Source organism: Arachnia propionica (genome assembly GCF_037055325.1).
Taxonomy (GTDB): domain Bacteria; phylum Actinomycetota; class Actinomycetes; order Propionibacteriales; family Propionibacteriaceae; genus Arachnia.
This window is the reverse complement of sequence record NZ_CP146373.1, coordinates 1,077,237-1,098,400: the sequence shown is the minus strand read 5'-3', so window position 1 is coordinate 1,098,400 and position 21,164 is coordinate 1,077,237. Positions and strand designations below refer to the sequence as shown.

General features: G+C 63.6%; 21 protein-coding genes. 17 read left to right on the top strand and 4 right to left on the bottom strand.

Translation table 11 applies throughout. The annotated features are described in order from the left end of the window. Positions 1-276 precede the first annotated feature (276 nt). From V7R84_RS05190 to V7R84_RS05180, 3 genes are all read left to right on the top strand, one after another. Entirely contained in the window at positions 277-534 is a 258-nt protein-coding gene (locus V7R84_RS05190) for a WhiB family transcriptional regulator (protein WP_041697249.1), read from the top strand. A gap of 106 nt (positions 535-640) precedes the next feature. Continuing rightward, the gene (locus V7R84_RS05185) at positions 641-3,628 is read left to right on the top strand and encodes a glycosyltransferase family 2 protein (RefSeq protein ID WP_338572760.1); all 2,988 of its coding nucleotides are present in this window, start codon (positions 641-643) and stop codon (positions 3,626-3,628) included. Positions 3,629-3,630: 2 nt separating this feature from the next. Next, the gene (locus tag V7R84_RS05180; protein ID WP_338572758.1) at positions 3,631-4,893 is read left to right on the top strand and encodes a DUF5719 family protein; all 1,263 of its coding nucleotides are present in this window, start codon (positions 3,631-3,633) and stop codon (positions 4,891-4,893) included. A gap of 19 nt (positions 4,894-4,912) precedes the next feature. Here the strand turns inward: V7R84_RS05180 and V7R84_RS05175 are convergent, their stop codons facing one another. After that, a complete protein-coding gene (locus V7R84_RS05175) occupies positions 4,913-5,350 on the bottom strand; it encodes a metallopeptidase family protein (RefSeq protein WP_338572755.1) in 438 nt (145 codons plus the stop codon). 35 nt (positions 5,351-5,385) lie between these two features. Between V7R84_RS05175 and V7R84_RS05170 the strand changes: the two genes are divergently transcribed. The 5 genes from V7R84_RS05170 to ahcY all read left to right on the top strand — a co-directional run bounded on the left by V7R84_RS05170 (position 5,386) and on the right by ahcY (position 9,935). Continuing rightward, a complete protein-coding gene (locus V7R84_RS05170) occupies positions 5,386-5,772 on the top strand; it encodes a DUF3499 domain-containing protein (RefSeq protein WP_338572753.1) in 387 nt (128 codons plus the stop codon). A gap of 35 nt (positions 5,773-5,807) precedes the next feature. Next, positions 5,808-7,178, top strand: coding sequence for a phosphomannomutase/phosphoglucomutase (gene manB / locus V7R84_RS05165; protein WP_338572751.1), 1,371 nt, complete (start codon positions 5,808-5,810; stop codon positions 7,176-7,178). Next, positions 7,171-7,362, top strand: a complete 192-nt coding sequence (locus V7R84_RS05160) for a Trm112 family protein (protein WP_338572749.1) — start codon at positions 7,171-7,173, stop codon at positions 7,360-7,362. The genes manB and V7R84_RS05160 overlap by 8 nt, the downstream gene beginning before the upstream one ends. Positions 7,363-7,371: 9 nt before the next feature. Continuing rightward, entirely contained in the window at positions 7,372-8,400 is a 1,029-nt protein-coding gene (locus tag V7R84_RS05155) for an SIS domain-containing protein (protein ID WP_338572748.1), read from the top strand. Positions 8,401-8,504: 104 nt separating this feature from the next. Continuing rightward, positions 8,505-9,935 carry an adenosylhomocysteinase gene (ahcY, locus tag V7R84_RS05150; protein WP_338572746.1) on the top strand — a complete coding sequence of 477 codons (1,431 nt, stop codon included), beginning with the start codon at positions 8,505-8,507 and terminating at the stop codon, positions 9,933-9,935. Positions 9,936-9,981: 46 nt separating this feature from the next. Here the strand turns inward: ahcY and V7R84_RS05145 are convergent, their stop codons facing one another. Next, the gene (locus V7R84_RS05145; RefSeq protein WP_338572743.1) at positions 9,982-10,233 is read right to left on the bottom strand and encodes a DUF3039 domain-containing protein; all 252 of its coding nucleotides are present in this window, start codon (positions 10,231-10,233) and stop codon (positions 9,982-9,984) included. Between the two features lie 29 nt (positions 10,234-10,262). Here V7R84_RS05145 and V7R84_RS05140 point away from each other — a divergent pair, with 29 nt between their 5' ends. Genes V7R84_RS05140 through malQ form a run of 3 tightly spaced genes read left to right on the top strand, consistent with a single transcriptional unit; the run spans position 10,263 to position 14,497 of the window. Further along, positions 10,263-11,606 carry an MFS transporter gene (locus V7R84_RS05140; RefSeq protein WP_338572741.1) on the top strand — a complete coding sequence of 448 codons (1,344 nt, stop codon included), beginning with the start codon at positions 10,263-10,265 and terminating at the stop codon, positions 11,604-11,606. Between the two features lie 58 nt (positions 11,607-11,664). Then, the gene (locus V7R84_RS05135) at positions 11,665-12,357 is read left to right on the top strand and encodes an RDD family protein (protein ID WP_338572739.1); all 693 of its coding nucleotides are present in this window, start codon (positions 11,665-11,667) and stop codon (positions 12,355-12,357) included. Positions 12,358-12,385: 28 nt separating this feature from the next. After that, positions 12,386-14,497 carry a 4-alpha-glucanotransferase gene (gene malQ / locus V7R84_RS05130; protein ID WP_338572737.1) on the top strand — a complete coding sequence of 704 codons (2,112 nt, stop codon included), beginning with the start codon at positions 12,386-12,388 and terminating at the stop codon, positions 14,495-14,497. Positions 14,498-14,549: 52 nt separating this feature from the next. Here the strand turns inward: malQ and V7R84_RS05125 are convergent, their stop codons facing one another. Beyond that, positions 14,550-15,902, bottom strand: a complete 1,353-nt coding sequence (locus V7R84_RS05125) for a nicotinate phosphoribosyltransferase (protein WP_338572735.1) — start codon at positions 15,900-15,902, stop codon at positions 14,550-14,552. Positions 15,903-15,991: 89 nt separating this feature from the next. Between V7R84_RS05125 and clpS the strand changes: the two genes are divergently transcribed. From clpS to V7R84_RS05095, 6 genes are read left to right on the top strand one after another with little or no spacing between them, the layout of a single operon-like run. Further along, complete coding sequence (gene clpS / locus V7R84_RS05120; RefSeq protein WP_338572734.1) at positions 15,992-16,315, top strand: ATP-dependent Clp protease adapter ClpS; 324 nt, start codon at positions 15,992-15,994, stop codon at positions 16,313-16,315. Continuing rightward, positions 16,312-16,863 carry a DUF2017 family protein gene (locus V7R84_RS05115; protein ID WP_338572731.1) on the top strand — a complete coding sequence of 184 codons (552 nt, stop codon included), beginning with the start codon at positions 16,312-16,314 and terminating at the stop codon, positions 16,861-16,863. Before clpS ends, V7R84_RS05115 begins: the two co-directional genes overlap by 4 nt. After that, positions 16,860-17,663 (top strand): glutamate racemase, encoded by an 804-nt coding sequence (murI, locus tag V7R84_RS05110; protein ID WP_338572730.1) that lies wholly within the window; start codon positions 16,860-16,862, stop codon positions 17,661-17,663. The genes V7R84_RS05115 and murI overlap by 4 nt, the downstream gene beginning before the upstream one ends. A gap of 19 nt (positions 17,664-17,682) precedes the next feature. After that, positions 17,683-18,402: a ribonuclease PH gene (gene rph / locus V7R84_RS05105; RefSeq protein WP_338572729.1), complete on the top strand. Its 720-nt coding sequence runs from the start codon at positions 17,683-17,685 to the stop codon at positions 18,400-18,402. Next, entirely contained in the window at positions 18,399-19,007 is a 609-nt protein-coding gene (gene rdgB / locus V7R84_RS05100) for an RdgB/HAM1 family non-canonical purine NTP pyrophosphatase (protein ID WP_338572726.1), read from the top strand. Before rph ends, rdgB begins: the two co-directional genes overlap by 4 nt. After that, complete coding sequence (locus V7R84_RS05095) at positions 19,007-19,801, top strand: thymidylate synthase (protein WP_338572723.1); 795 nt, start codon at positions 19,007-19,009, stop codon at positions 19,799-19,801. The genes rdgB and V7R84_RS05095 overlap by 1 nt, the downstream gene beginning before the upstream one ends. A 198-nt stretch (positions 19,802-19,999) precedes the next feature. Here the strand turns inward: V7R84_RS05095 and V7R84_RS05090 are convergent, their stop codons facing one another. Next, positions 20,000-21,070, bottom strand: a complete 1,071-nt coding sequence (locus V7R84_RS05090) for an AAA family ATPase (protein WP_338572722.1) — start codon at positions 21,068-21,070, stop codon at positions 20,000-20,002. Between the last annotated feature and the right edge of the window lie 94 nt (positions 21,071-21,164).

The window sequence follows — 21,164 nt, the reverse complement described above, 5'->3', positions numbered from 1 at the left end:
TTTCAACCTTCAACTTAATCTGTCATCGAGGGTTTCGGTTCTCGAGGCGGTGATGGTCCATCAAAGCGGAGGGCGTTTCGATCGTGACGGTCGATGGCGGTCCTGACGGTGAGAACGGAGCAAGTGGTTTCTCCTTGGGGTTCCATCTCCGGCGGGTGGCGAACGGTTGGGGAGATGAAGTGGATTTGTCCGCCCGGTTTGGCGCAAGCCGACTCGCCGGACGGGCTTGACGCGAAGGAACCGCACGTGTGTAATTTGGGCCAGAGAGGGGGCAAAATGGACGACATCTGGACGTTGGGGGTGAACGCCGAAGATGAATTCGCTTGGCACCAACATGCATTGTGTGCACAGACGGATCCTGAGGCATTTTTCCCGGAGAAGGGGGGGTCAACCCGCGAGGCGAAGCGCGTGTGCTCAAGTTGCACGGTTCGCGCTGAATGCTTGGAGTACGCGTTGGCCAATGATGAACGTTTCGGGATTTGGGGTGGACTGTCGGAGCGTGAGCGGCGAAAACTGAAGCGCCAGGCCATCTGAAACAGTTGCCTGACTCGTCACATCGCCGGTTGGGCTATCGTCAGGGGTGTGTCCCCCGAGGATCGGGGGCCTGCTGACAGGAGGAACCGGCTTGACGAGTCAGGCAATGGCAGACAACCTCTGGGCCTGGATCGACGAAGAGTCGGATCCCGAGCCGGTTGAAGCGATAGATTCCCGCATGGTGGCCGCGGTGATGGTGGTTCACAACGCGGAGGAATGGCTGCCGCGTCAGCTACGAACTCTTGCTGCGTTGAATCCCCGCCCGGCGATGTTGGTGGCGGTCGACAATGGGTCAACCGACTCCTCCCTGCACCTGCTGGAGAAGGCTCGTGCATCGGGGATCATCAGCGGTGTCATTGATGGCGACAAAAACCTTGGCTTCGGTGCAGCGGTTGCCGCTGCGATACCTCCTGACGCGCCGTGGATCTGGTTGCTACACGACGATTCGGCTCCTCGCCCCAACGCGTTGGGGCAGCTGTTGCACGGAGCGGCCAGAACGGGGGCTGCAGTTCTGTACCCGAAGCTGCTCCAGCCACGTCGCCGCAACTATCCAGAGACGCTCGCCGAGATCGGGCAGTCGATCACTCGGACAGGCCGGCGCGTGGCCATCGTCGACAACGGGGATATCGACCAGGGACAAGAGGTCTCTGAACCCGTCCTTGGAGGCTCCACAGCTGGCATGCTGATCCGCGGCGACGTGTGGCGCCAACTCGGTGGCTTGGCGCCGGAACTGCCACTGCACCGCGACGGGGTGGACTTCGGGTGGCGTGCCAATGAAGCTGGGTACAAGGTCGTGACATGGCCAGAAGCCGCCCTGACTCATCGTCAATCTGGCAGGACAGGAGAGCGACGTGGCGCTCTTGCGCGGGAAGCACACGAGATCGACCGTCTCGCCGCTCTTCGCGTGGCGGCTGCCCGCGGCGTGAAACCGGCTTCGATCGCTCGGCTGGTTCTCGGGAGCTGGTTTCGCGCCCTCGGTTTCCTCCTGGCAAAGTCTCCCAGGCTCGCGGGGGCCGAGCTACGAGCCGCTCGCAGATTCGCATCAACCCGTCCCCAGGTGAAAAGCTTGGCAGCCCGGTCGATAGGCAATGAAGACGTTTCCCGGTTGCTTCCCAGACGTTACTGGTCCGTACGCAATGCGCTCGATCGACTGGGCACGGACCTGGCCGACCGCTACCGGGACTTCACGAACCAGGAATCCGGCTTCAGTATCGACGAAATGACGGGGGATGATTTCGCAGGGGGGCCTTCCCAACGCAGGTTCCTGGCTCCCCTGACGATCCTGACATTGTTGCTGCTGGTGGCTGGGGGAGTGGCCCTGCGAAATCTGCTCGGGCTTGGGGATGTCTTCGGCGGCGGCTTGCTCCCAGCGCCCGAGAACATCGGGAAGGCATGGGACGCCGCACTGAGCCCGACCGCCGGCATCGCGGGCTCCGATGCGCCGTGGCTCATGATCGGGGCCCTACTGTCCACTCTCTCGTTCGGTAGTCCGCAGTTGCTGGTTTTTCTGGCTCTGGGGTTGGCGCCTCTCCTGGCAGGCCTGTCCGCACACGCTTTCTTGCGTCGCTTCGAGGTGCCTCGTACCACGTCGGCGATTGCAGCAGGCACATGGGCGGGAGCCGTGATCCTGCTTGGCCTGGTGACGGCAGGCGATGCGGCGGGCATGCTGCTCGCAATCGTCCTGCCGCAGCTGGCCTCCTCCATCCAGCGGATGGCCGTCGACGACAGCCTCGGAGCCGAACGGCTCCGGGCACCCGCCAGCACAGCGGCCTGGTTGCTGGTCGGCTCCACCGCCTGGCCGGTGCTGCTGATCTTGGGGATTCTCGGCGGGATCATCTGGGTGATCCGGGATCGTTTCGTCTGGTTGCCGGTGCTGATTACACTCGTTCTTCCGACAATTTTCCTGGCTCCGTGGATTCCATCACTGGTCACCCATCCGAGCCGTCTTCTCACGGGACCCGACCCATTGGCCTGGCCCGCGTGGACACCGGCCTCGTTGGCCACTCTTTTCGGACGGATCCTGCCATCCGGGTTGCCGCTGTGGGCGAACATCGCTTTCTTTGCGGTCCTGGGAGTGGCGGCAGGCTACGCCATCTGCACAGTCCGGAGTACACGAATCCGTTTGCTCTCAATAGCTGGGATTGGGCTGCCGCTCATCGCAGGGGTAGTGCTCTCCCGGATTGCATTGCCGGTCAACGGTGGGGAGGCCCGAGCCCTGCTCTCGGGGTGGGCCCTGCTGACGGTGGCGGGTCTGCTCGCTCCGGTCGTCGCCATGAGGCTCCGGGACGAGAAGGCACGGGTGGATCTGCGTGTCCTGCTCGCCTGTCTCACCACGGTCTCGCTGCTGGCCGCTGGGGTTTGGGCCGTGATCGGTTTTGCAGGCCCCGTCTCCAACCATCCTTCCGAGCTTGGATTCGCCCGCGGCGTGGTGGTTTCGGAGCGTCAGACCCGGGTCCTGATGATTGAGACCAAACCTGACGGGGGCCTGAGATGGAACGTGGTCGATTCTTCCCAACCCGGCTGGGGTACAGCCGAACGCAACCTGGCAGGCGCTTTCCATGATGAATTCGCGGCTCTCGTGCAGTTGCTCGGAGGCGGTGATGCACCGGAGAACCTGACCGATCGTTTGCAGGACCTCGGCGTCAGCCACGTATGGATGAAGGGATTCAGCCCCGAACAGCTGGCAGCCGTTGGAAACGCCGCAGGTCTGACACGTTCTTCGGTGGACGGGGGAACCGTCATCTGGACGGTGGTGGAACTCCCCTCTCGCGTGCACATCATCGATGAGAATGGCAGCAGGGCCATCCTGGACGGGACTGTCACTGCTGCTGCCACCGAACGTCGCCTGGTGCTCGCCGAACCTCCCGACGATCGCTGGCGAGTTCGCATCGATGGGCAGGAACTCACCCCGCTTCCCGGGAGTGAGAAGGTGACCTTCGTCGTTCCTACTGGGCTCGAGGGAAAGGTGACCTGGGGCATGACGCCGACATGGTGGATGGTTGGCCTGCAGGTCGGTGTCGTCGTGCTGATCATCGGCCTGGCTGCTCCCACGATCGGGGGCTCCTCGGGAGCCCGGCGCGGACTGGAGGACTGAAGATGCGACGCGTGATCGAGACGCTGGTGGGATTCGCGATTCTGACCGGTGTCGTCATCGGGATAACCGCCCTGACCCCGGCTGAACTACCGCGTGTCACCACAGTCGAGGCGATTCGCTCCACAAAGGTAGTGTGCGTACCTGCTGCTGCAGGTGCGACCGTGATGGTGGACAGCACCACCACGGTCACCCCTTTGGGTGGGGCGACCACGCAGACGAACCGTGCCGTGCTCACGGGGCAGGAGACCTCCGTGGTTGCCGAGGGAACCGATGATCCCATGGGTAGCACAATCGCTGGAACTGACGGAGTGCGGACCCTGACCCAGTGCGTGAAGCCTGCTTCCCGAGGTGTGATCGCGCTTCCCGCGACGGCGGACACACAGCTCAAGATTGTCAACCCGGACGCATCCGAGGCGGCGATCGACCTCACTCTCTACGGCGCGGAAGGCGAGATCCAGTCATTGGGGGCAAGGGGGATTACGCTCGCAGCCTACGAGGAGCGTGTCATCGCCTTGTCAGTTCTGACCAAGAAGGCGACTCCGGTCGGGGTGTCATTCCAGGCCAGCCGGGGGCGGGCCGCGGTAATGGCGATCACCCAGACCCAGAGCAGCGGAACCGCAGCCGGGCCTTCCCAACTGGGAACCTCCCATCTGCTTCCCGGGATACCGGCCAGGGCAACCAGCTCCGTGGTCGTGCTCGCCAATCCTGGCGAGACGCGGATCACCGCCAACCTGACGGCCTACGGAACCACTCCCGCCTACCACCCCCAAGGCGGCGAGAACATCAGCGTCCCACCGCATGCAAGTGTCTCGGTGTCCCTCGAGAATGCACTGCTGGGTGAGGCATCGGCCATACAAGTGAACTCCGACGCACCTGTGATGGCCGGCATGGCTTTCACCCTGGGGGATTCCGCGCAGGTGGCTCCAGTCGCGGCGGGAACATCACTGGGTGCCTTCACCCCAGCCGGCGGGACATTGCAATTGACGAATCCGGGAGAGCTCGACATGCAGGCCACGGTCACGGCTACTGGTGCTGACGGAGCTGAGGAGAGAACAACAGTAACGGTGGGAGCCGGACAGACCGTCGTCCACAAGGTCCCCACCGCTACGGAACAGGGGCAACGGATCGTGGTCAACTCCGATCAGCCGTTGTTCGGAGCCGTCGTCTCCTCCGGAGACACAGGGTCCTGGGCGGCCCCCCTGGAATCGATGACCGGGGGAGAAACTCCGCCGCTGGCGGCCGAACTTGACCCCGGGCTGCACTGACTGAAGAGGTATGTGATCCTCAGTCGTCCCAGTCAGTCGGTTCGTGCCCCAGTAGGTCGCTGACAGGACGTCCTGTCAGAGCGCTCAACTGCTCCACGATCGTGCGGTGGACCAAAGCGCGTAGCGCCGCACGGTTGCTGGCGCGGTGCTCAAGTGGTCGTTCGTAGATCACGATCTGGGCGGGACGACCCTTCGACGGTTCTAGTGCGGCCGACATCGGGACTCGGTCACCGGACCAAGCGGTTTTAAGCAGGGGAACGTCTTCGACCCCCACGACCGTGCCGTCGAGGGCGTGTGGGTCGGCCTCGGCGATGGTGGCAAGCGCCTGCTTGACACACTGGTTGAAGTATTCGACTCGGCTCAAGGGGTGCAGCGGCACGGTTTTGTGATTGTGAGAATCCGGTAGGGCAACAGGTCCGTGCATTCCCCGGTCGTGACGGTCGCGGTTGCGTGGCATGCGGCAACTCTAGCTGCGGAAAGCGATAAACTTCGATGGTGCGTCGTTGTTCCCGGACTGCCTGTGGTCTACCCGCCGTGGCCACGCTCACCTATGTGTACGCGGACTCGATGGCAGTGCTCGGGCCGCTTTCTGATGTCGTGGTGCCCGGGGCTTTCGATCTCTGTGCCGAGCACGCCTCCCGCACATCCGTGCCGATGGGGTGGGAAGTGATTCGGCTCCCCCTGGACCACAGACGCAGCGAACCAGAAGTTGACGATGAGCTCGTGGCTCTCGCTAACGCTGTTCGGGAGATCGGGTTACGCGAAGAAGAGGATGTTCCGACCACTCCCGTGGAACGCACTCCGGCCCCGAAACCGAAACCGCACCCCACCGGCCGGCGAAAAGGCGGGCATCTACGTCTGCTTCCCACCGTGGAATGAGCCACGCGAGGGGCACCGAACGGTAAGCTCGGGGTGTGCTTAAGGAGCAGATCTTCAAGGCCAATGACATCCGTGGTGTTGTGACGGGGGCGAATCCGGAGCTGGATCTTGACGGAGCCCGTCGATTGGGTGCTGCTTTCGTTGACTTGCTTGGCCTCTCCGGTGAAACCTTCGTGACGGGTCGCGACATGCGACAACTCGGAGAGGAACTGGCCATGGCTTTTGCGGACGGAGCACGCAGGGCGGGGGCATCGATCATCCACCTCGGGCTCACATCCACGGATCTGCTGTGGTTCGGGTCTGGGCATCTTGGGTTGCCCGGAGTGCAGTTCACCGCAAGTCACAACCCGGCGCGGTACAACGGCATGAAATTTTGCCTGGCCGGTGCCTCTCCTGTGTACTCCGATTTCACCGCTGACCTTCGGGAACGCGCAAAGACTGTGAGTATCGGAGACAAAGTCGTGGGTGACTACGAGGAACGCGACCTGACCGCAGAGTTCGTGGCGCATCTCGACCGGCTGGTGCCGGTCGCCGGGAAACGACGGATCAAAGTGGTTGTGGACGCTGGGAACGGGATGGGCGGACTTATCGTTCCCGCGGTCCTGGCCGATCGCAATGTGGAACTGATCGGTTTGTACATGGAGCCGGATGGCACCTTCCCGAATCACCCTGCGAACCCTCTGGAACCGGAGAACCTGGTGGATGCGTGCTCCGCGGTGCGTGAGCATTCCGCCGATCTCGGTCTGGTCTTCGACGGTGATGCCGATCGATGTTTCCTGATCGACGAACGCGGTGAGGTGGTTGATCCATCGGTGATCACTGCAATGATCGCGGTTGCTGAACTTTCCAAGGAAACCGGGGGAGTGGTCGTCGTCAATGCGATCACGTCACAGGCGGTGGCCGACGCGGTGGCCGGGCTCGGACGCGTGGAGGTCTCGCGTGTGGGACACACCTTCGTCAAGGCGCTCATGGCCAGCGAAAACGCCATTTTCGGTGGCGAGCACTCCGCTCACTATTACTTCCGTGACTTCTGGGGAGCCGACACTGGTGTTCTCGCTGCCCTCCACATCCTGGAACAACTTCGTACCTCGACCGAACCCCTGTCAGCGCTCGCCGCCCGATTTGACGGCTACCGGCGTTCCGGTGAAATCAATTCCACCGTCACCGATCACCGAGTCGTGATGGAACGCGTCGCTGAGGTGTTCGAGGGACGAGGCGACGTTGAGTATTGGGATGGGTTGACCATCCGCGATGAACAGGCCGGATGGTGGATCAACCTGCGCCCCTCCAACACGGAACCGTTGCTTCGACTCAACGTCGAGGCCCGGGACGCAGAAACCATGGTCCGGTTGCGGGATGAAGTGCTGACGCTCGTCCGCGGGGAAGAAGGAGAAAACGATGACTGAGGCCACCACGGAACTGTCCACGGAGTTCCTGGCCATCGCGGCTTGTCCGGCGTGTCATGCCAAGTTCGCCGTTGACTACGAGCGTTCCGAACTGGTGTGTACATCCGCGTCCTGTGGGCTGGCCTACCCTGTGGAGGATCGCATCCCGGTCCTGTTGATCGACCAGGCGCGAAACACCCAGTGAGGTTCTCGGATGTCTCGTACGTGGTTCGATGACTCCCGCCTGGAAGCCGATGATCTTACTGACGATGAGTCGCTGTGGTGGCTCGCATCAGCCGGCGCCCGAATCAGGCGTGCCGCTTTGAGCGAGCCCGCTGGGCGACTTGCCCGCGCGGATCGACCTCGCGGAGTGATTGTGCTGGGGGCAGAAGCGAGGCTGGTGCGAGCTGTTCTGGAGCCCGCCTGTCCCGTGCCTTTCATGGCGTGGCCCGGGCCGGCTCTGCCTGCGTGGGTCGGGCCGCTTGACCTGGTGGTTGCGCTCGGTTCCCACGACGCCCCGAGGTGGGAGGTTCGCTGCCTGGCTGAAACCGTTCGCAGAGGAGCCACCGTCATAGTTGCCGCCCCGGAGGAGTCGGCGCTGGCAACGGTGAGCAAGGGCTCGCTGACCACCCACTTGCCCACCCCGCCCGACGACCCCATGGCCGCGGCCATCGCGGTGCTGGCGTTGCTGGGTCAGCTGGAGCTAGGACCCGCGGTGGACGTTGAGCTTGCCGCGTCGGCTGCAGATGCCGTCGCGGTTCGTTGCTCTCCAGCGCGTCCCCTCGGGGATAACCCGGGCAAGGATTTGGCTGTGGGGCTGGCCGACTCGTTTCCCCTGGTGTGGGGAGGTACGACGCTGGCGGGGCGCGCCTCCCGGCGGATCGCTGAGACGTTGCGGCGGGCTAGCGGTCGGGTCGCTCTGGCCGCTGATGCGGAAGAACTGGAAGCGGTGCTGCTCGGCACGCCCCGACGAGACGTGTTCACCGACCCCTTTGAACAGGACGCCGAGATCGGTCCTGCATTGCTGCTGCTCGACGCGGACCAGGTGTCGGAGCCGATGACAGAGACTGCCCGAAGGTTGACGCGCCTGGCTGACAGCGTCGGGGTGCGGGTGTGTCACATCAGTTCCGGCATGGCGGAGCTGGGAGCCTCAGACGTGGAGCGCTACGTCACTCTGCTGCTCCAGGGACGTTACGCCGCCACCTACCTGGGTATCGGCCTGGGCGGGGCTAAGAGCAGATAGCAGAAAACAGGAAGACCGGGAAAAGTCATTCGAAGAGCCGGGACACAGCACCTAACCCCCGACTCGTCGAGCATGGCAGCAGGCTCGGGCGTAGACTCCGGGACGTGACATTTGACTTCCGTGTAGCAGACCTGTCCCTGGCTGATTTCGGTCGTGAGGAAATCACCCTCGCCGAACATGAGATGCCTGGCCTGATGGCCATGCGTGAACGATACGCGGCGTCGAAACCTCTGGCAGGTGCTCGCATTGCGGGGTCGATCCACATGACTGTCCAGACTGCGGTGCTGATCGAAACCCTCGTGGCGCTCGGCGCAGAGGTGAGGTGGGCCTCCTGCAACATCTTCTCCACTCAGGACCACGCAGCGGCCGCCGTCGTCGTCGGCCCGGACGGCACTCCTGAGGACCCCAGGGGCGTGCCTGTTTTCGCGTGGAAGGGTGAAACGCTCCAGGAGTACTGGTGGTGCACCCGCCAGATCCTCGACTGGCCTGGCGAGACGAACCCCAACCTGATCCTCGACGATGGCGGTGACGCCACCCTGTTCGTTCACGAAGGTGTCGCGGCCCAGCGCGCTGGGGCCGTGCCCGCCGACGACCCGGCAGATCCGGAGGAGACCCTCGTCGTCAAGGCTGCCCTGCGGGATGCGTTGGGCCAGCTGGACTTCGAGAGCCTTGCCGCAGGCATCCTCGGGGTCACGGAGGAAACCACCACTGGCGTCCACCGCCTCTACGAGATGCATCGCAACGGTGCCCTGTTGTTCGGGGCCATCAATGTCAACGACTCAGTAACCAAGTCCAAGTTCGACAACAGGTACGGTTGCCGTCACTCCTTGGTCGATGGCATCAACCGTGCTACCGACGTCCTGATCGGTGGCAAGGTGGCCGTGGTCTGCGGTTACGGTGATGTGGGCAAGGGGTGTGCCGAGTCGCTGCGCGGCCAGGGAGCGCGGGTCATCGTCACCGAGGTGGACCCGATTTGTGCCCTGCAGGCGGCGATGGACGGATTCCAGGTATCGAGGCTCGAATCGGTGGTGGGAATCGGCGACATCTTCGTCACCGCAACTGGGTGCCGCGACGTCATCCTCGAGGAACACATGGCCAGGATGAAACATCAGGCCATCGTCGGCAACATCGGGCACTTCGACAACGAGATCGACATGGCCGGGCTCGCAGCTCGGAAGGATGTGACGAAGACCGAGATCAAACCGCAGGTGGCCAAATGGGTCTACCCGGACGGGCACGCTGTGATCGTGTTGAGTGAGGGGCGGTTGCTGAACCTTGGCAACGCGACGGGGCACCCGTCTTTCGTGATGAGTAACTCGTTCACCAACCAGGTGTTGGCTCAGATGGAACTGTTTCTCAGGCCCGAGTCCTACCCACCCGGCGTGTATCTGCTTCCGAAACACCTGGACGAGGAGGTCGCGCGTCTCCACCTGCCGTCGTTGGGAGTGGAGTTGAGCACCTTGACCCAGGCGCAGGCCGACTACCTGGGGGTTCCGGTGGAAGGCCCGTTCAAGTCTGAGCACTACCGTTACTGATCTACTGGGTGTGGCCCGGTGATCCGGGCCACACCCGCGGACGCGGTCACTTCTCGGGATCGCCCGGTTTCATGGACTGCCAGATTTCTTTGCACTCCGGGCACACCGGGTACTTGTCCGGGTTCCTGGAGGGGACCCAGACCTTTCCGCACAGAGCCACAACGGGGGTGCCGGTCAACCTGGCCTTTTCCAGTTTCTTGGCCGGCACGTAGTGGCTGAATCGTTCGTGGTCATCGGAGTCCCGCAGTTCGGCGCGTTCGTCCAGAACCGTCTGGGAACCGGGGGCAAACTCACTCATGAAATCAATCCTAGACGCTGGAGAACATCGTGAATACCAGATCCCGTAGCGAAGGCACCACGGGGCTGCTGGTGGGGCTGCTGTTGGCGGTGTTCGCCATCGCTTTCCAGATGATTGGGGTCGCAGCGGCCCTGCCCGAAGCGATGCGTTCCCTCGAGGCTGTCGCTCTCTACCCGTGGGCCTTTTCCATGGCCGTGACGGGAATGCTGATCTCGATCCTGGTGGCTGGGCGGCACTGTGACCGGCACGGGCCGTTGGTCTCCATGGGGCTGGGGTTTGGTGCGATGTTCCTGGGACTCACCGCAGGTTCTCTCGCCACGGATGTCTGGATGCTGCTGGCGGCCCGACTCGTGCAGGGCCTGGGAGCTGGAGCCATCAACCTGACCCTCTACGTGGTCATAGCACTTGCGTTTCCCGCGGGACGACGCCCGGCAGTACTTGCGATGCTCAGTTTCTGCTGGGTGCTTCCTGCGTTCCTGGGACCACCGATCTCGGCTGCTCTGGTGGCGGTGAACTGGCGTCTCAATTTCGCCGTGACGGTGCCCTTGCTGCTGGTCGCCGCTGTCCTGACCTGGCCGCATCTGAAGGCCGTCCAAAAGCGCAGTGAGCCAGATCCCGAAGCGCCCAGGGCTGTTGTGTGGGCAGTGGTGGCGGTGGCCGGAGCGCCGGCTCTGCTGCAGCTGGCCGGTCAAGGCATCGGACACTGGAGCCTGCTGGCGGCGGCCGCAGGACTCGTTGCCTTGGCAGTGGGACTGCCGAAAGTGCTGCCTCCACGGGCCAAAGACCTGAGAAACGGGCTCGGCTCCATTATCGCCAGTCGCGCAATCCAGACCGGGGCCTTCTACGCGGGAGAGGCGTTTCTCCTGCTCGGCCTGCAAAACCTGAAAGGGCTCGACACCTTGCAGGCGGGGCTGGCCCTGACCATAGGAAGCCTTGGATGGAGTTTCGGCTCCTGGCTTCAAGCCCGGATGCGGCTGCGCCGCGACCGCATCATCACCACTGGGACATGTCTCGTTGCCCTCGGGATGGCGGGGATCGTGGTTTTCCTGACGTGGCTGGGGGTGCCGTTGTGGATTGGGGTGGCGGCCTGGACTCTTGCCGGGTGTGGGATGGGGTTGACCGTCTCCAGCACCGCGGTGGCGACCATGGCGCTGTCCGGCCCGCGGGATCAGGGACGCAACACCGGCGCCCTGCTGGTGGCCGAGTCAATCGGGACCTCGGTGATGACTGCGCTCACTGGGGCCTGCTACGCGGTGCTGCTCGCGGAGGGCGCGCCTGCTTTCGGATGGATCTTTCTCACGCTGTTGGTGGCATCGGTGCTTGCCATTGTCGCCTCGCTGCGAATTGGGCCAGTTTATGATGATGTGGGATGAAGGACACGACCGTCGGACTCGGTGGTTTCCTCCGGTTCAGGATGGCATCCTTGTGGCCATGCACTACTCCGCCCCGCAACCATCCGCTGGGTGGTATCCCGACCCAGCAGGTTCCGGTGATGAGCGTTACTGGGACGGTGCCAGCTGGTCCGACGTTACCCGGCCCGATACTCGTTCGGCGAAACCCATCGACTACGGGGGCGTGGGAATCTACAGCACGATCACGCAGCCTTGGGGAGGGGTCAGATACGCGAGCTGGGGGGCGCGGGTTGCTGCCCGCATCCTCGATGGGCTGATCCTGGTCATCCCCTCCTACCTGCTCATCGAGCTGCTGGCCCCAGGCCTCTACGAACGCTTCGAGTCCTGGATGTACGAGCTGGTTAAGGCAGCGCAGGCTGGAAAGAGCTACCCAGGTGAGATTCCCATGGAACTCCTCAACTCCCTGACGACCGCGGGGATTGCTGTCATGGTGCTGGGTGTTCTGTACCGGGTTCTCCTCATCGCCGGTTTCGGTGCCACAGTGGGGAAGATGGCGCTGCGCATCCACGTGACCCGGATCGATGATTCTTCCGTGCGGACCCCCGGGTTCGCGCGTGCCTTGGCGCGAACCCTGGCGGACGAACTCATTGGTTACTTCGGTGGCATCCTGTTTTTCCTGCCGACGCTCATCAATTACCTGATGCCGCTGTTCACCGAGAAAAAACAAACGCTTCATGACATGATGGCCGGCACCATCGTCGTCAAGAACTGATCCTTGCCCAGCCAGGAGGAATGGAACCTTGTCGCACCTGACTGCCGAGTTGGATGAACTCGCAGAACGCTTGGGAATAGCCCGGGAGTTCTGGGACTGGAAAGGAAACCACACCCTCATATCGGAGGCCACCGTGATTGCGGTACTCCGGGCCATGGGAGTGGGTGCCGATACCCCGGAGGAACGCAGGGACGCATTGACCCGGCTCGACGAGCAGCACTGGCAACGGGTCCTACCGCCCTGTACCGTCGCTGAGCAGGGAGAAACGGTACGGATCGACGTACACGTTCCCGCAGGGTCGCCGGTGTCGCTCGACGTTGTTCTGGAGAGCGGGGAGAGAAGGCCGGCAACACAGGTGGACAACTGGACTCCTGATCGTGAGGTGAAGGGGCATCTTCGTGGCGAGGCCAGTTTTGAACTGACGGATCTGCCGCTCGGCTATCACCGTGTCGAGGCGACAACCAGCGAGGGAGTGCACTCTGCAGCTGTGATCATTACCCCCGATTTCGTGGGTTTCCCGCCAGGTATGCGCGGAAACCGTACGTGGGGATACGCCCTCCAGTTGTACAGCGTCACCTCAAAACGGTCCTGGGGAATCGGGGACTTCACCGACCTGGCCGATCTTGCTACGTGGGCAGGAAACGAACAGCAGGCCGGTTTCGTGCTGGTCAACCCGCTGCACGCGTCCCAAGCGGTGGCTCCGATTGATTCATCGCCATATCTGCCATCGAGCCGACGTTTTCTGAATCCGTTGTACATCAGACCTGAGACCGTGCCCGAATACGCCAACCTCGCTCAGCCGACGCGGCGACGGATACGCAAACTACGCAAGTCGGTGCGCAAACGCAGAGAGATCATTGATCGCGACGCGGTGTGGGAGGGCAAACGGGAAGCGCTGTGGGAGCTGTTCCAGGCCGGTCGACGTCCAGCTCGCCAGGTATCACTCGACGGTTTTCGGCGCCGCGGAGGCAGCGCGCTGCGCGACTTCGCAGTCTGGAGCGTCCTCAGCGAGATACACGGCAATGATTGGCGGTTGTGGCCTGAGGAACTCCGTGATCCGCGTTCCGCAGCGACGGAGAAGTTCGCCGCTGCTCAGGCCGAGCGGGTGGAGTTCTTCGAGTGGCTCCAGTGGACTGCGCAGCAGCAGTTGTCAGCGGCGCAGACCGCCGCGGAAGAAGCCGGTATGGGGGTGGGCGTGCTGGCCGATCTGGCCGTCGGGGTCGGCAAGGCCAGCGCGGAAACCTGGCTGATGGGAGATGTCTATGCACCCGGGATCACCGTCGGCGCTCCACCGGATCAATACAACCAGGGCGGTCAGGATTGGGGACAGCCTCCGTGGAACCCGCTGAAACTGGAGGAGCTGGAGTACGAGCCGTTCCGTGCCATGGTGCGGGCCGCCCTGAACCGTGTGGGTGGGCTCAGGATCGACCACATCATCGGTTTGTTCCGACTGTGGTGGGTGCCTGAGGGGCTCGAGCCCAGTGCGGGTACCTACGTCCGATACAACCATGAGGCGTTGATCGGGATCCTGGCCTTGGAGGCGCATCGGGCCCAGGCGTTGGTGGTGGGGGAAGACCTCGGCACCGTCGAACCATGGGTACGTGAATATCTGTCGCGGCGCGGCCTGCTGGGTACCGCGATCCTGTGGTGGGAGTACGGAGCCGAGGGGCAGGTGCTGCCCCCGGAGAAATGGCGCGAGTACTGCATGGCCTCGGTCACCACCCACGATCTACCCCCGACCCTCGGATACCTCGAGAGCGAGCACGTCAGGCTTCGGGAGCAGCTCGGGTTGCTGCTGGAACCGGTCGAGCAGGAACTCGCCGCTGCTGAGCAGGAGCGCAGTATGTGGGTGGAGCGGTTGATCTCCTTCGGGGTCCTGGACGAGGTCCTGGCAGGTGATCGCGTCGAAGTGATGCTGGCCATGCACCGCTATCTTCGGCTGACTAACTCCAAGGTTCTGGTGGCCTCCCTGGCGGATGCCGCCGGGGAGAAGCGAGCCCAGAACCAGCCGGGGACGATGGATGAATACCCCAACTGGCGAGTGCCACTCGCTGATTCCGAGGGCAGGCATCTGATGCTGGAGGACCTCTTCACCGCCGATCTGCCTCGCCGGCTCGGGGAAGTGATGAACGGTAGGTAGACGAGGCGGCCAGGAAAGAGAGCGGCCCCGGCAGCCGAGAAGGAATCCGGGATCACAGATTCGCTGGTCGGGGAGCCGCCTGATAGGGGTTGGTGGTCTGGGCGCCAGTGCCGTCGAGGATGATCGTTTCGATGGCGGGGTCGCCCCTGCTGATGCGTAGCGCTGCCAGGGGAAGTTCCGCCAGCGATTCGCGATGCCGGGTTCGTGCGTCCTCCAAACTTCCCTGGAAAACCTGTTGGCCGTCCTTGACGAGGTCCACCAGGAGGTTACGGTCGTTGTCATCACCAACAGGTGCCGCACCCAGCCCGATGATCTCGGCCTCCGCGCGACCGTTCTCGCCCAGCCTGCGCATCGCGAACTTACGACCGCCCAGGGTGTTTTTACCCTTGGACTTCTTTCCGACCGGTGTCATCGGTGCCTCGCGATCTGCAGAATCAGAACGGGCCACAAGCTTGTAGACGAATCCGCAGGTGGGGTGTCCGGAACCGGTGACCAGGGATGTTCCCACACCGAATCCGTCGACGGGGGCGCCACGTAGAGCAGCGATCTGCCATTCGTCGAGGTCGGAGGTAACGGTGATCCGGGTGTTTGTGGCACCCAGGTCGTCGAGGAGGTCACGGGTCTGGCGGGCCATCATCGGCAGGTCACCGGAATCAAGCCGGATGGCTCCCAGCCGACCCTCGGTGAGTTCCACTCCCTTGCGGATGGCGGCTTCAACGTCGTAGGTGTCCACCAACAGTGTCGTTTCCACCCCCAGCGTGTTGAGCTGTGCCTGGAAGGCATCCTCCTCGGAATCATGGAGGAGGGTGAATGAATGCGCGGCAGTGCCCATGGTGGGGATCCCGTAGGTGCGTCCGGCTTCCAGGTTCGAAGTGGCGGAGAAGCCGGCGATGTAGGCAGCACGGGCGGCCCCGACTGCGGCCCATTCATGGGTTCGGCGTGATCCCATCTCCGCGCAGGGCCGGCCTTCGGCCATGGCGGTCATGCGGGATGCTGCCGCTGCTATGGCGGAATCGAAATTGTAGATGCTGAGCAGCACTGTCTCCAGGATGCAGGCCTCCGCGAAGCTGCCCTCCACGGACAGCACCGGCGATCCTGGGAAATAGGTTTCGCCTTCTGGGTAACCCCAGATGTCGCCGCTGAAGCGGTAGTTGGCTAGCCACTCCGCCAGGTTGTCTCGGATGATGTTCTGATCCAGTAGGAACTGCAGAGTGGCGGGATCGAAACGGAAACTGTCGATGGCCTCCAGGGCCCGTCCCAAGCCCGCGAGCACCCCATAGCGGCGCCCCTCAGGCAGGCGGCGGGTGAACAGATCGAACAGGGAGCGTCTGTTTGCGGTACCTGCGTCCAGGGCGGCCTGAATCATTGTCAACTCGTAGTGGTCGGTCAGCAGCGCTGTCGTCATGGGCCAAGCGTAGTGGTCTGATGGCGCCGGTCGGCGGGCGGTGTGAGTGACGTGGGAGGACTGTGCAGTGTGTCGCTACGATGGCAGCTATGTGTCCTCGATCTGTTCCACCGCATCCCCGTGCCGTCGAGGAGCAGAGCGACGGCCAGGTGGCGGTGCTGGAATCCCCGCTGGAAACCCCGGCGGAGGTGTGGGTGACCATCGTCTGGGATGATCCCGTGAACCTGATGGACTACGTCACCCACGTCTTCTGCGAGTACTTCGGGTATCCGAAATCGAAGTCGGAGGCGCTGATGCTGAAGGTTCATACAGAGGGCCGCGCGGTGGTGTCGACAGGCAATCGCGAAGCCATGGAACGCGACGTCCTGGCGATGCAGAACTACACCCTCTGGGCGACCATGGAGCGGCAGTGAACGACATCACGTGGGTTTTCCACGCAGGTGACGGGCGTGGTCGGGTGCTGCGCTTCCTGGTGGAGCGCTACACACACGCCTTGGAGCCGTTGCTTCCCCGGGTCGAGTCCGACGATCCCTTGGCGAGACTCGACGCGGAGCTCGGGGCCGAGACGATCTGTGTCGAAACCATCGCGGAGACACCGGGGCTGGAGCGGTTCTTCCCTGCTGCCCTTCACGATGTCGGCGAGGCAGAGGAGTTCCGGCGCCACGCTGTTGCGGGCCAGGCGCAGAACCGGTTGGAGGCCGCCCGGAAGGTGCTGGCAGCTCTGGAGGACGACGACCGGTCCCGGGTGGTGGTTCCTGGCCGGGACATCGACTCCTGGGTTTCGGTTCTGGCGGCGCTCAGGGCCCAGTGGCATGTGGAACTGACCGGTTCCGCGGAACGGTTGGTGGAGCCGACGAGGGAGGACGTGGAAAACGCCCCCGAAACCGCCGCGATTCTCGACTGGCTCGCGCTGTTGATCGAGGACGCGCTCCACGCCAAATGGCGGGGGGAAGGACGGTGACAGGACGTGAGGCCCCGATCGGGGTCTTCGATTCCGGTTTCGGAGGGCTCACCGTGATGCGCTCCCTCGTGGACCAGCTCCCCAACGAGGATTTCGTCTATCTCGGTGACACTGCCCGGGCCCCCTACGGCCCCCGGTCAATTGCGCAGGTCCGGGAGTTCGCCCTCCAGGGTCTCGACCACCTGACCGAGCGAGGGGTCAAGGCGCTGGTGATCGCTTGTAACTCCGCCAGTTCTGCGGTGTTGAGGGATGCTCGGGAGCGCTACGATGTGCCGATCCTCGAGGTGATCCTGCCCGCCGCCCGGCGCGCCTTGGTTGCGTCCAACAGCGGTCGGGTCGGGGTGGTGTGTACCGAGGCCACGGCCATGTCCCGTTCCTACGACGATGCATTCGCAGTGGCAGGGGATGTCCAACTCACCACCCAGGCCTGCCCACGGTTCGTGGAATTCGTGGAGGCCGGTATCACCGGGGGCGAGGAACTGCTCGGGGTAGCCCGCGAATACCTGGCTCCCCTCCAGGTCGCGGGAATTGACACTCTGATCCTCGGCTGTACCCACTATCCGCTGCTCACCGGTGTCATCAACTATGTGCTCGGCGACGATGTGGTGTTGGTTTCATCCTCGGACGCCTGTGCCCAGGAGACGTACGCACGACTCACCCGTAAAGGCCTGCTGCACGACGTCCCGCGGCGCGCCAGCCGCCAGTTCCTGACGACCGGTGACGCTGACTCCTTCCAGGGCATCGGAGAGAGACTGCTCGGGCGTTTCGTCCATGACGTCGAGCAGGTGGAGCTTCGCTGAACTCCGGTAGGTTGGCCCCATGATTCTGCGCATCGATGGCCGCCGAGCCGACCAACTCCGTGAAGTCCGCATCACCCGCGGGTGGCTCGACCATGCCGAGGGATCCGTGCTCGTGGAGTTCGGGAAGACCCGTGTGCTGGTTGCCGCATCCGTCACAGTGGGGGTTCCCCGCTGGCGACGGGATACCGGCCTCGGCTGGGTGACCGCCGAGTACTCGATGCTGCCCAGGGCCACTCATTCTCGCAGCGACCGCGAGTCGGTGCGGGGCCGGATCGGCGGTCGCACCCACGAGATCTCCCGCCTGGTCGGGCGTTCACTGCGGGCCGTCGTCGACTATTCGGCACTGGGGGAGAACACTATTGTCCTGGACTGCGACGTGCTGCAGGCTGACGGTGGCACCCGCACCGCGGCCATCACCGGCGCCTACGTTGCTCTTGCGGACGCCGTTGCCCACCTGCGGGAACTGGACGTGCTCAAGGGTGAACCGTTGAAGGATTCCGTTGCTGCGGTGTCCGTCGGATTCGTTGAGGGAGTGCCCCTACTCGACCTGGCCTACGAGGAGGATTCACAGGCTGGGACGGACATGAACATCGTCATGACCGGGTCGGGGGATTTCATCGAAGTGCAGGGAACAGCGGAGAGGACGCCCTTCAACCGCACCGACCTGAACCAGCTGCTCGACCTCGGTGCCGCCGGGTGCGCGGAACTGACCCGGCTGCAACGCGAGGCCTTGGCGTGACAGGCGGCGTCGAGAAGGTGGTGCTGGCCACCAACAACCCCAAAAAACTGGTCGAGTTGCGTCGCGTCATCCGAGACGCGGGACTAGCAGTCGAGGTGTTGGGCCTAGGTGACTTTGACGCCTATCCTGAACCCGCTGAAACCGAGAGGACCTTCGAGGGAAACGCCTTCATCAAAGCCGAAGCTGCGGCCCGTTACACCGGCCTGCCCGCTCTGGCAGACGATTCAGGTCTCGAGGTGGATGAACTCAACTTCATGCCTGGGGTTCGTTCCGCCCGCTGGGCCGGTCCGGAATGCAATGACGCCGCCAACAATGCGCTGCTTTTGGCGCAACTGGCGGGAGTGCCTGCCGAGCGGCGCGGCGCACGGTTCGTATGTGCCCTGGCCCTGGTGCTGCCTGGCGGTGGCAGGCAACTCTGGCGCGAGGAAATGCCGGGACGGATCGCCGAGGAAGAACGCGGTGACGGCGGTTTCGGCTACGACCCGCTGTTCCTGCCGGACGGTCGGGCCTGCACATCCGCGGAGCTGACGGCCGCCCAGAAGGACGCCATCAGCCACCGTGGCAAGGCAGTACGTGCTTTCGTGGCCTGGTTGAAGGAGCAGTGATGGAGATTTACCTGGATCTGCTGCGCCATATCATGGCCGACGGAACCGACCGCGGCGACCGCACCGGAACCGGCACTCGCAGCGTCTTCGGCCACCAGATGAGATTCGACCTGACCGCAGGATTTCCGCTGCTGACCACCAAAAGGGTGCACACCCGCTCCGTTTTTGGCGAGCTACTGTGGTTCCTGCGAGGCGACACCAACATCGCCTGGCTGCATGAGAACCGCATCACCATCTGGGATGAATGGGCCGACGAAAACGGCGACCTCGGGCCCATCTACGGCTACCAGTGGCGTTCCTGGCCCACCCCGGACGGACGGCACGTGGATCAGCTCGCCGGCGTGATCGAATCCCTGCGCAGCAACCCGGAGTCCAGGCGGCACATCGTCTCTGCCTGGAACGTCGCCGATGTGGATGCCATGGCCCTGCCGCCCTGCCATGCTTTGTTCCAGTTCTACGTGGCCGATGGCAGGTTGAGCTGCCAGCTCTACCAGCGCTCCGCGGATGTGTTCCTGGGGGTGCCGTTCAACATCGCCTCCTACGCGCTGCTAACCCACCTTGTTGCGCAGGTGACGGGGCTTGAAGTGGGGGAGTTCATTCACACCCTCGGGGACGCGCACATTTACCACAACCACTTCGATCAGGTGGCCGAGCAGCTGACCCGGCAACCGCGCGCTCTCCCGCGGCTCGTGCTGAATCCCGGGGTGCGGGAGATCGATCGGTTCGAGCTGCCCGACATCGCCGTCGAGGACTACGACCCCCACCCGGCGATCAAAGCACCCATAGCGGTGTAAGGGGCGTCGTTTCGAGAAGTCGGTTGATACGTGGGGCGGACCGGGAAGGTAGCGGGTCATAAGGTGTGAATCTGGTTGAGCCGGGCCGCGCTGAAGGAACAACCCGGCTCGACCCCACATCTGGTGGCCAGGAAGCGCGTGGCCACAGGTTGTGGAGCCTGTCCGACTGTGCGTTCGTGAATCCCGCTGGGTCCTTGGTCAGGGCAGGTGTGTGTACAGCTCCTGCCAGATGCCGGAGCGTTTCTTGACGTGCCGTTCGCGGTAGGCACGCAGCTTGGAGATGTCTTCCGGTTCGTCTTTCAAAGCCGAGGCGGTGATGGCTTCCGCCAGCTCTTTGCCGCCCGGGGTGTCATTGCCGAACCAGGCCGCGTGGACGGCGGCTGCCATGCCGGTGGAGACCGCCTCCGCCGTGGACATGGCGCTGCTCAGACGTTCCACACCCTGCCCCGACGCCTTTCCGGAACGCAGCTCGCGGAACACCTTGACCAGCACCTCGGCGGCGTCACGCCCCAGACGGGCCGGGATCTCGGCTGCCCGCAGCATCGCATCGGTCTCGCGTTCCACCAGCGCCATCTCCACCTCGAGATTCTCGATGGGGCCGATGGTCTCGAAGTTGAACCGGCGTTTCAACGCGGCTGACATCTCATTGACCCCACGGTCACGGGTGTTGGCGGTGCCGATCACGTTGAATCCCTGTTTCGCATACAGGGTCCGGTGGGCCGCGTCCAGTTCGGGAATGGACAAGGTGCGGTCCGAGAGCACCGACAGCATCGAATCCTGCACCTCGGGTGCGCAGCGGGTGATCTCTTCGAAACGCACCACCTTGCCTTCCGACATGCCCCGGTGAACGGGGGCGGGCACGAGGGAGTTCAGGGTTGGTCCCTCGGCCAGCAACATTGCGTAGTTCCAGGAATATTTGATGGCGTCCTCGGTGGTGGCCGCCGAACCCTGGATGGTCAAGGTGGTGTCCCCGGAGATCGCTGCTGCCAGGAGCTCGCTCAGCAGGGATTTAGCAGTGCCGGGTTCGCCGATCAGCATCAATCCCCGGTTCGTGGCCAGCGACACCACGCAGCGTTCGATCAGGGAACGGCGTCCCACATATTTGCCCGTGATCTCCTTCCCGTCGCCCAGCACGAACTCCACTACCGACTGCGCCGAGAGCTGCCAGCCGGGAGCGACGGGGCGTTTCTGTTTCCTGTCGCGCTGTTTCAGGAGCTTCAGCTCGTCAGCGTGACGAAGCTCGGCCGGTGGGCGTTGCATCTCGGTCATATGGTCGTTATCTCCTCGACACTGGTGAACATCTCACTGGTGATTGTGGTGGGTGCTCCTGCCCATGAGTCAAAGATGGTTCACGGGCAGGAGG

Coding starts and splice junctions, on each gene's coding strand:
- V7R84_RS05160 (WP_338572749.1), top strand. CDS start 7,171: ATGACTGAGGCCACCACGGAACTGTCCACGGAGTTCCTGGCCATCGCG.
- V7R84_RS05145 (WP_338572743.1), bottom strand. CDS start 10,233: ATGAGTGAGTTTGCCCCCGGTTCCCAGACGGTTCTGGACGAACGCGCC.
- V7R84_RS05155 (WP_338572748.1), top strand. CDS start 7,372: ATGTCTCGTACGTGGTTCGATGACTCCCGCCTGGAAGCCGATGATCTT.
- V7R84_RS05190 (WP_041697249.1), top strand. CDS start 277: ATGGACGACATCTGGACGTTGGGGGTGAACGCCGAAGATGAATTCGCT.
- V7R84_RS05095 (WP_338572723.1), top strand. CDS start 19,007: ATGGAGATTTACCTGGATCTGCTGCGCCATATCATGGCCGACGGAACC.
- V7R84_RS05180 (WP_338572758.1), top strand. CDS start 3,631: ATGCGACGCGTGATCGAGACGCTGGTGGGATTCGCGATTCTGACCGGT.
- V7R84_RS05125 (WP_338572735.1), bottom strand. CDS start 15,902: ATGACGACAGCGCTGCTGACCGACCACTACGAGTTGACAATGATTCAG.
- V7R84_RS05090 (WP_338572722.1), bottom strand. CDS start 21,070: ATGACCGAGATGCAACGCCCACCGGCCGAGCTTCGTCACGCTGACGAG.
- V7R84_RS05185 (WP_338572760.1), top strand. CDS start 641: ATGGCAGACAACCTCTGGGCCTGGATCGACGAAGAGTCGGATCCCGAG.
- V7R84_RS05135 (WP_338572739.1), top strand. CDS start 11,665: ATGCACTACTCCGCCCCGCAACCATCCGCTGGGTGGTATCCCGACCCA.
- clpS (WP_338572734.1), top strand. CDS start 15,992: ATGTGTCCTCGATCTGTTCCACCGCATCCCCGTGCCGTCGAGGAGCAG.
- V7R84_RS05170 (WP_338572753.1), top strand. CDS start 5,386: ATGGTGCGTCGTTGTTCCCGGACTGCCTGTGGTCTACCCGCCGTGGCC.
- V7R84_RS05175 (WP_338572755.1), bottom strand. CDS start 5,350: ATGCCACGCAACCGCGACCGTCACGACCGGGGAATGCACGGACCTGTT.
- rph (WP_338572729.1), top strand. CDS start 17,683: ATGATTCTGCGCATCGATGGCCGCCGAGCCGACCAACTCCGTGAAGTC.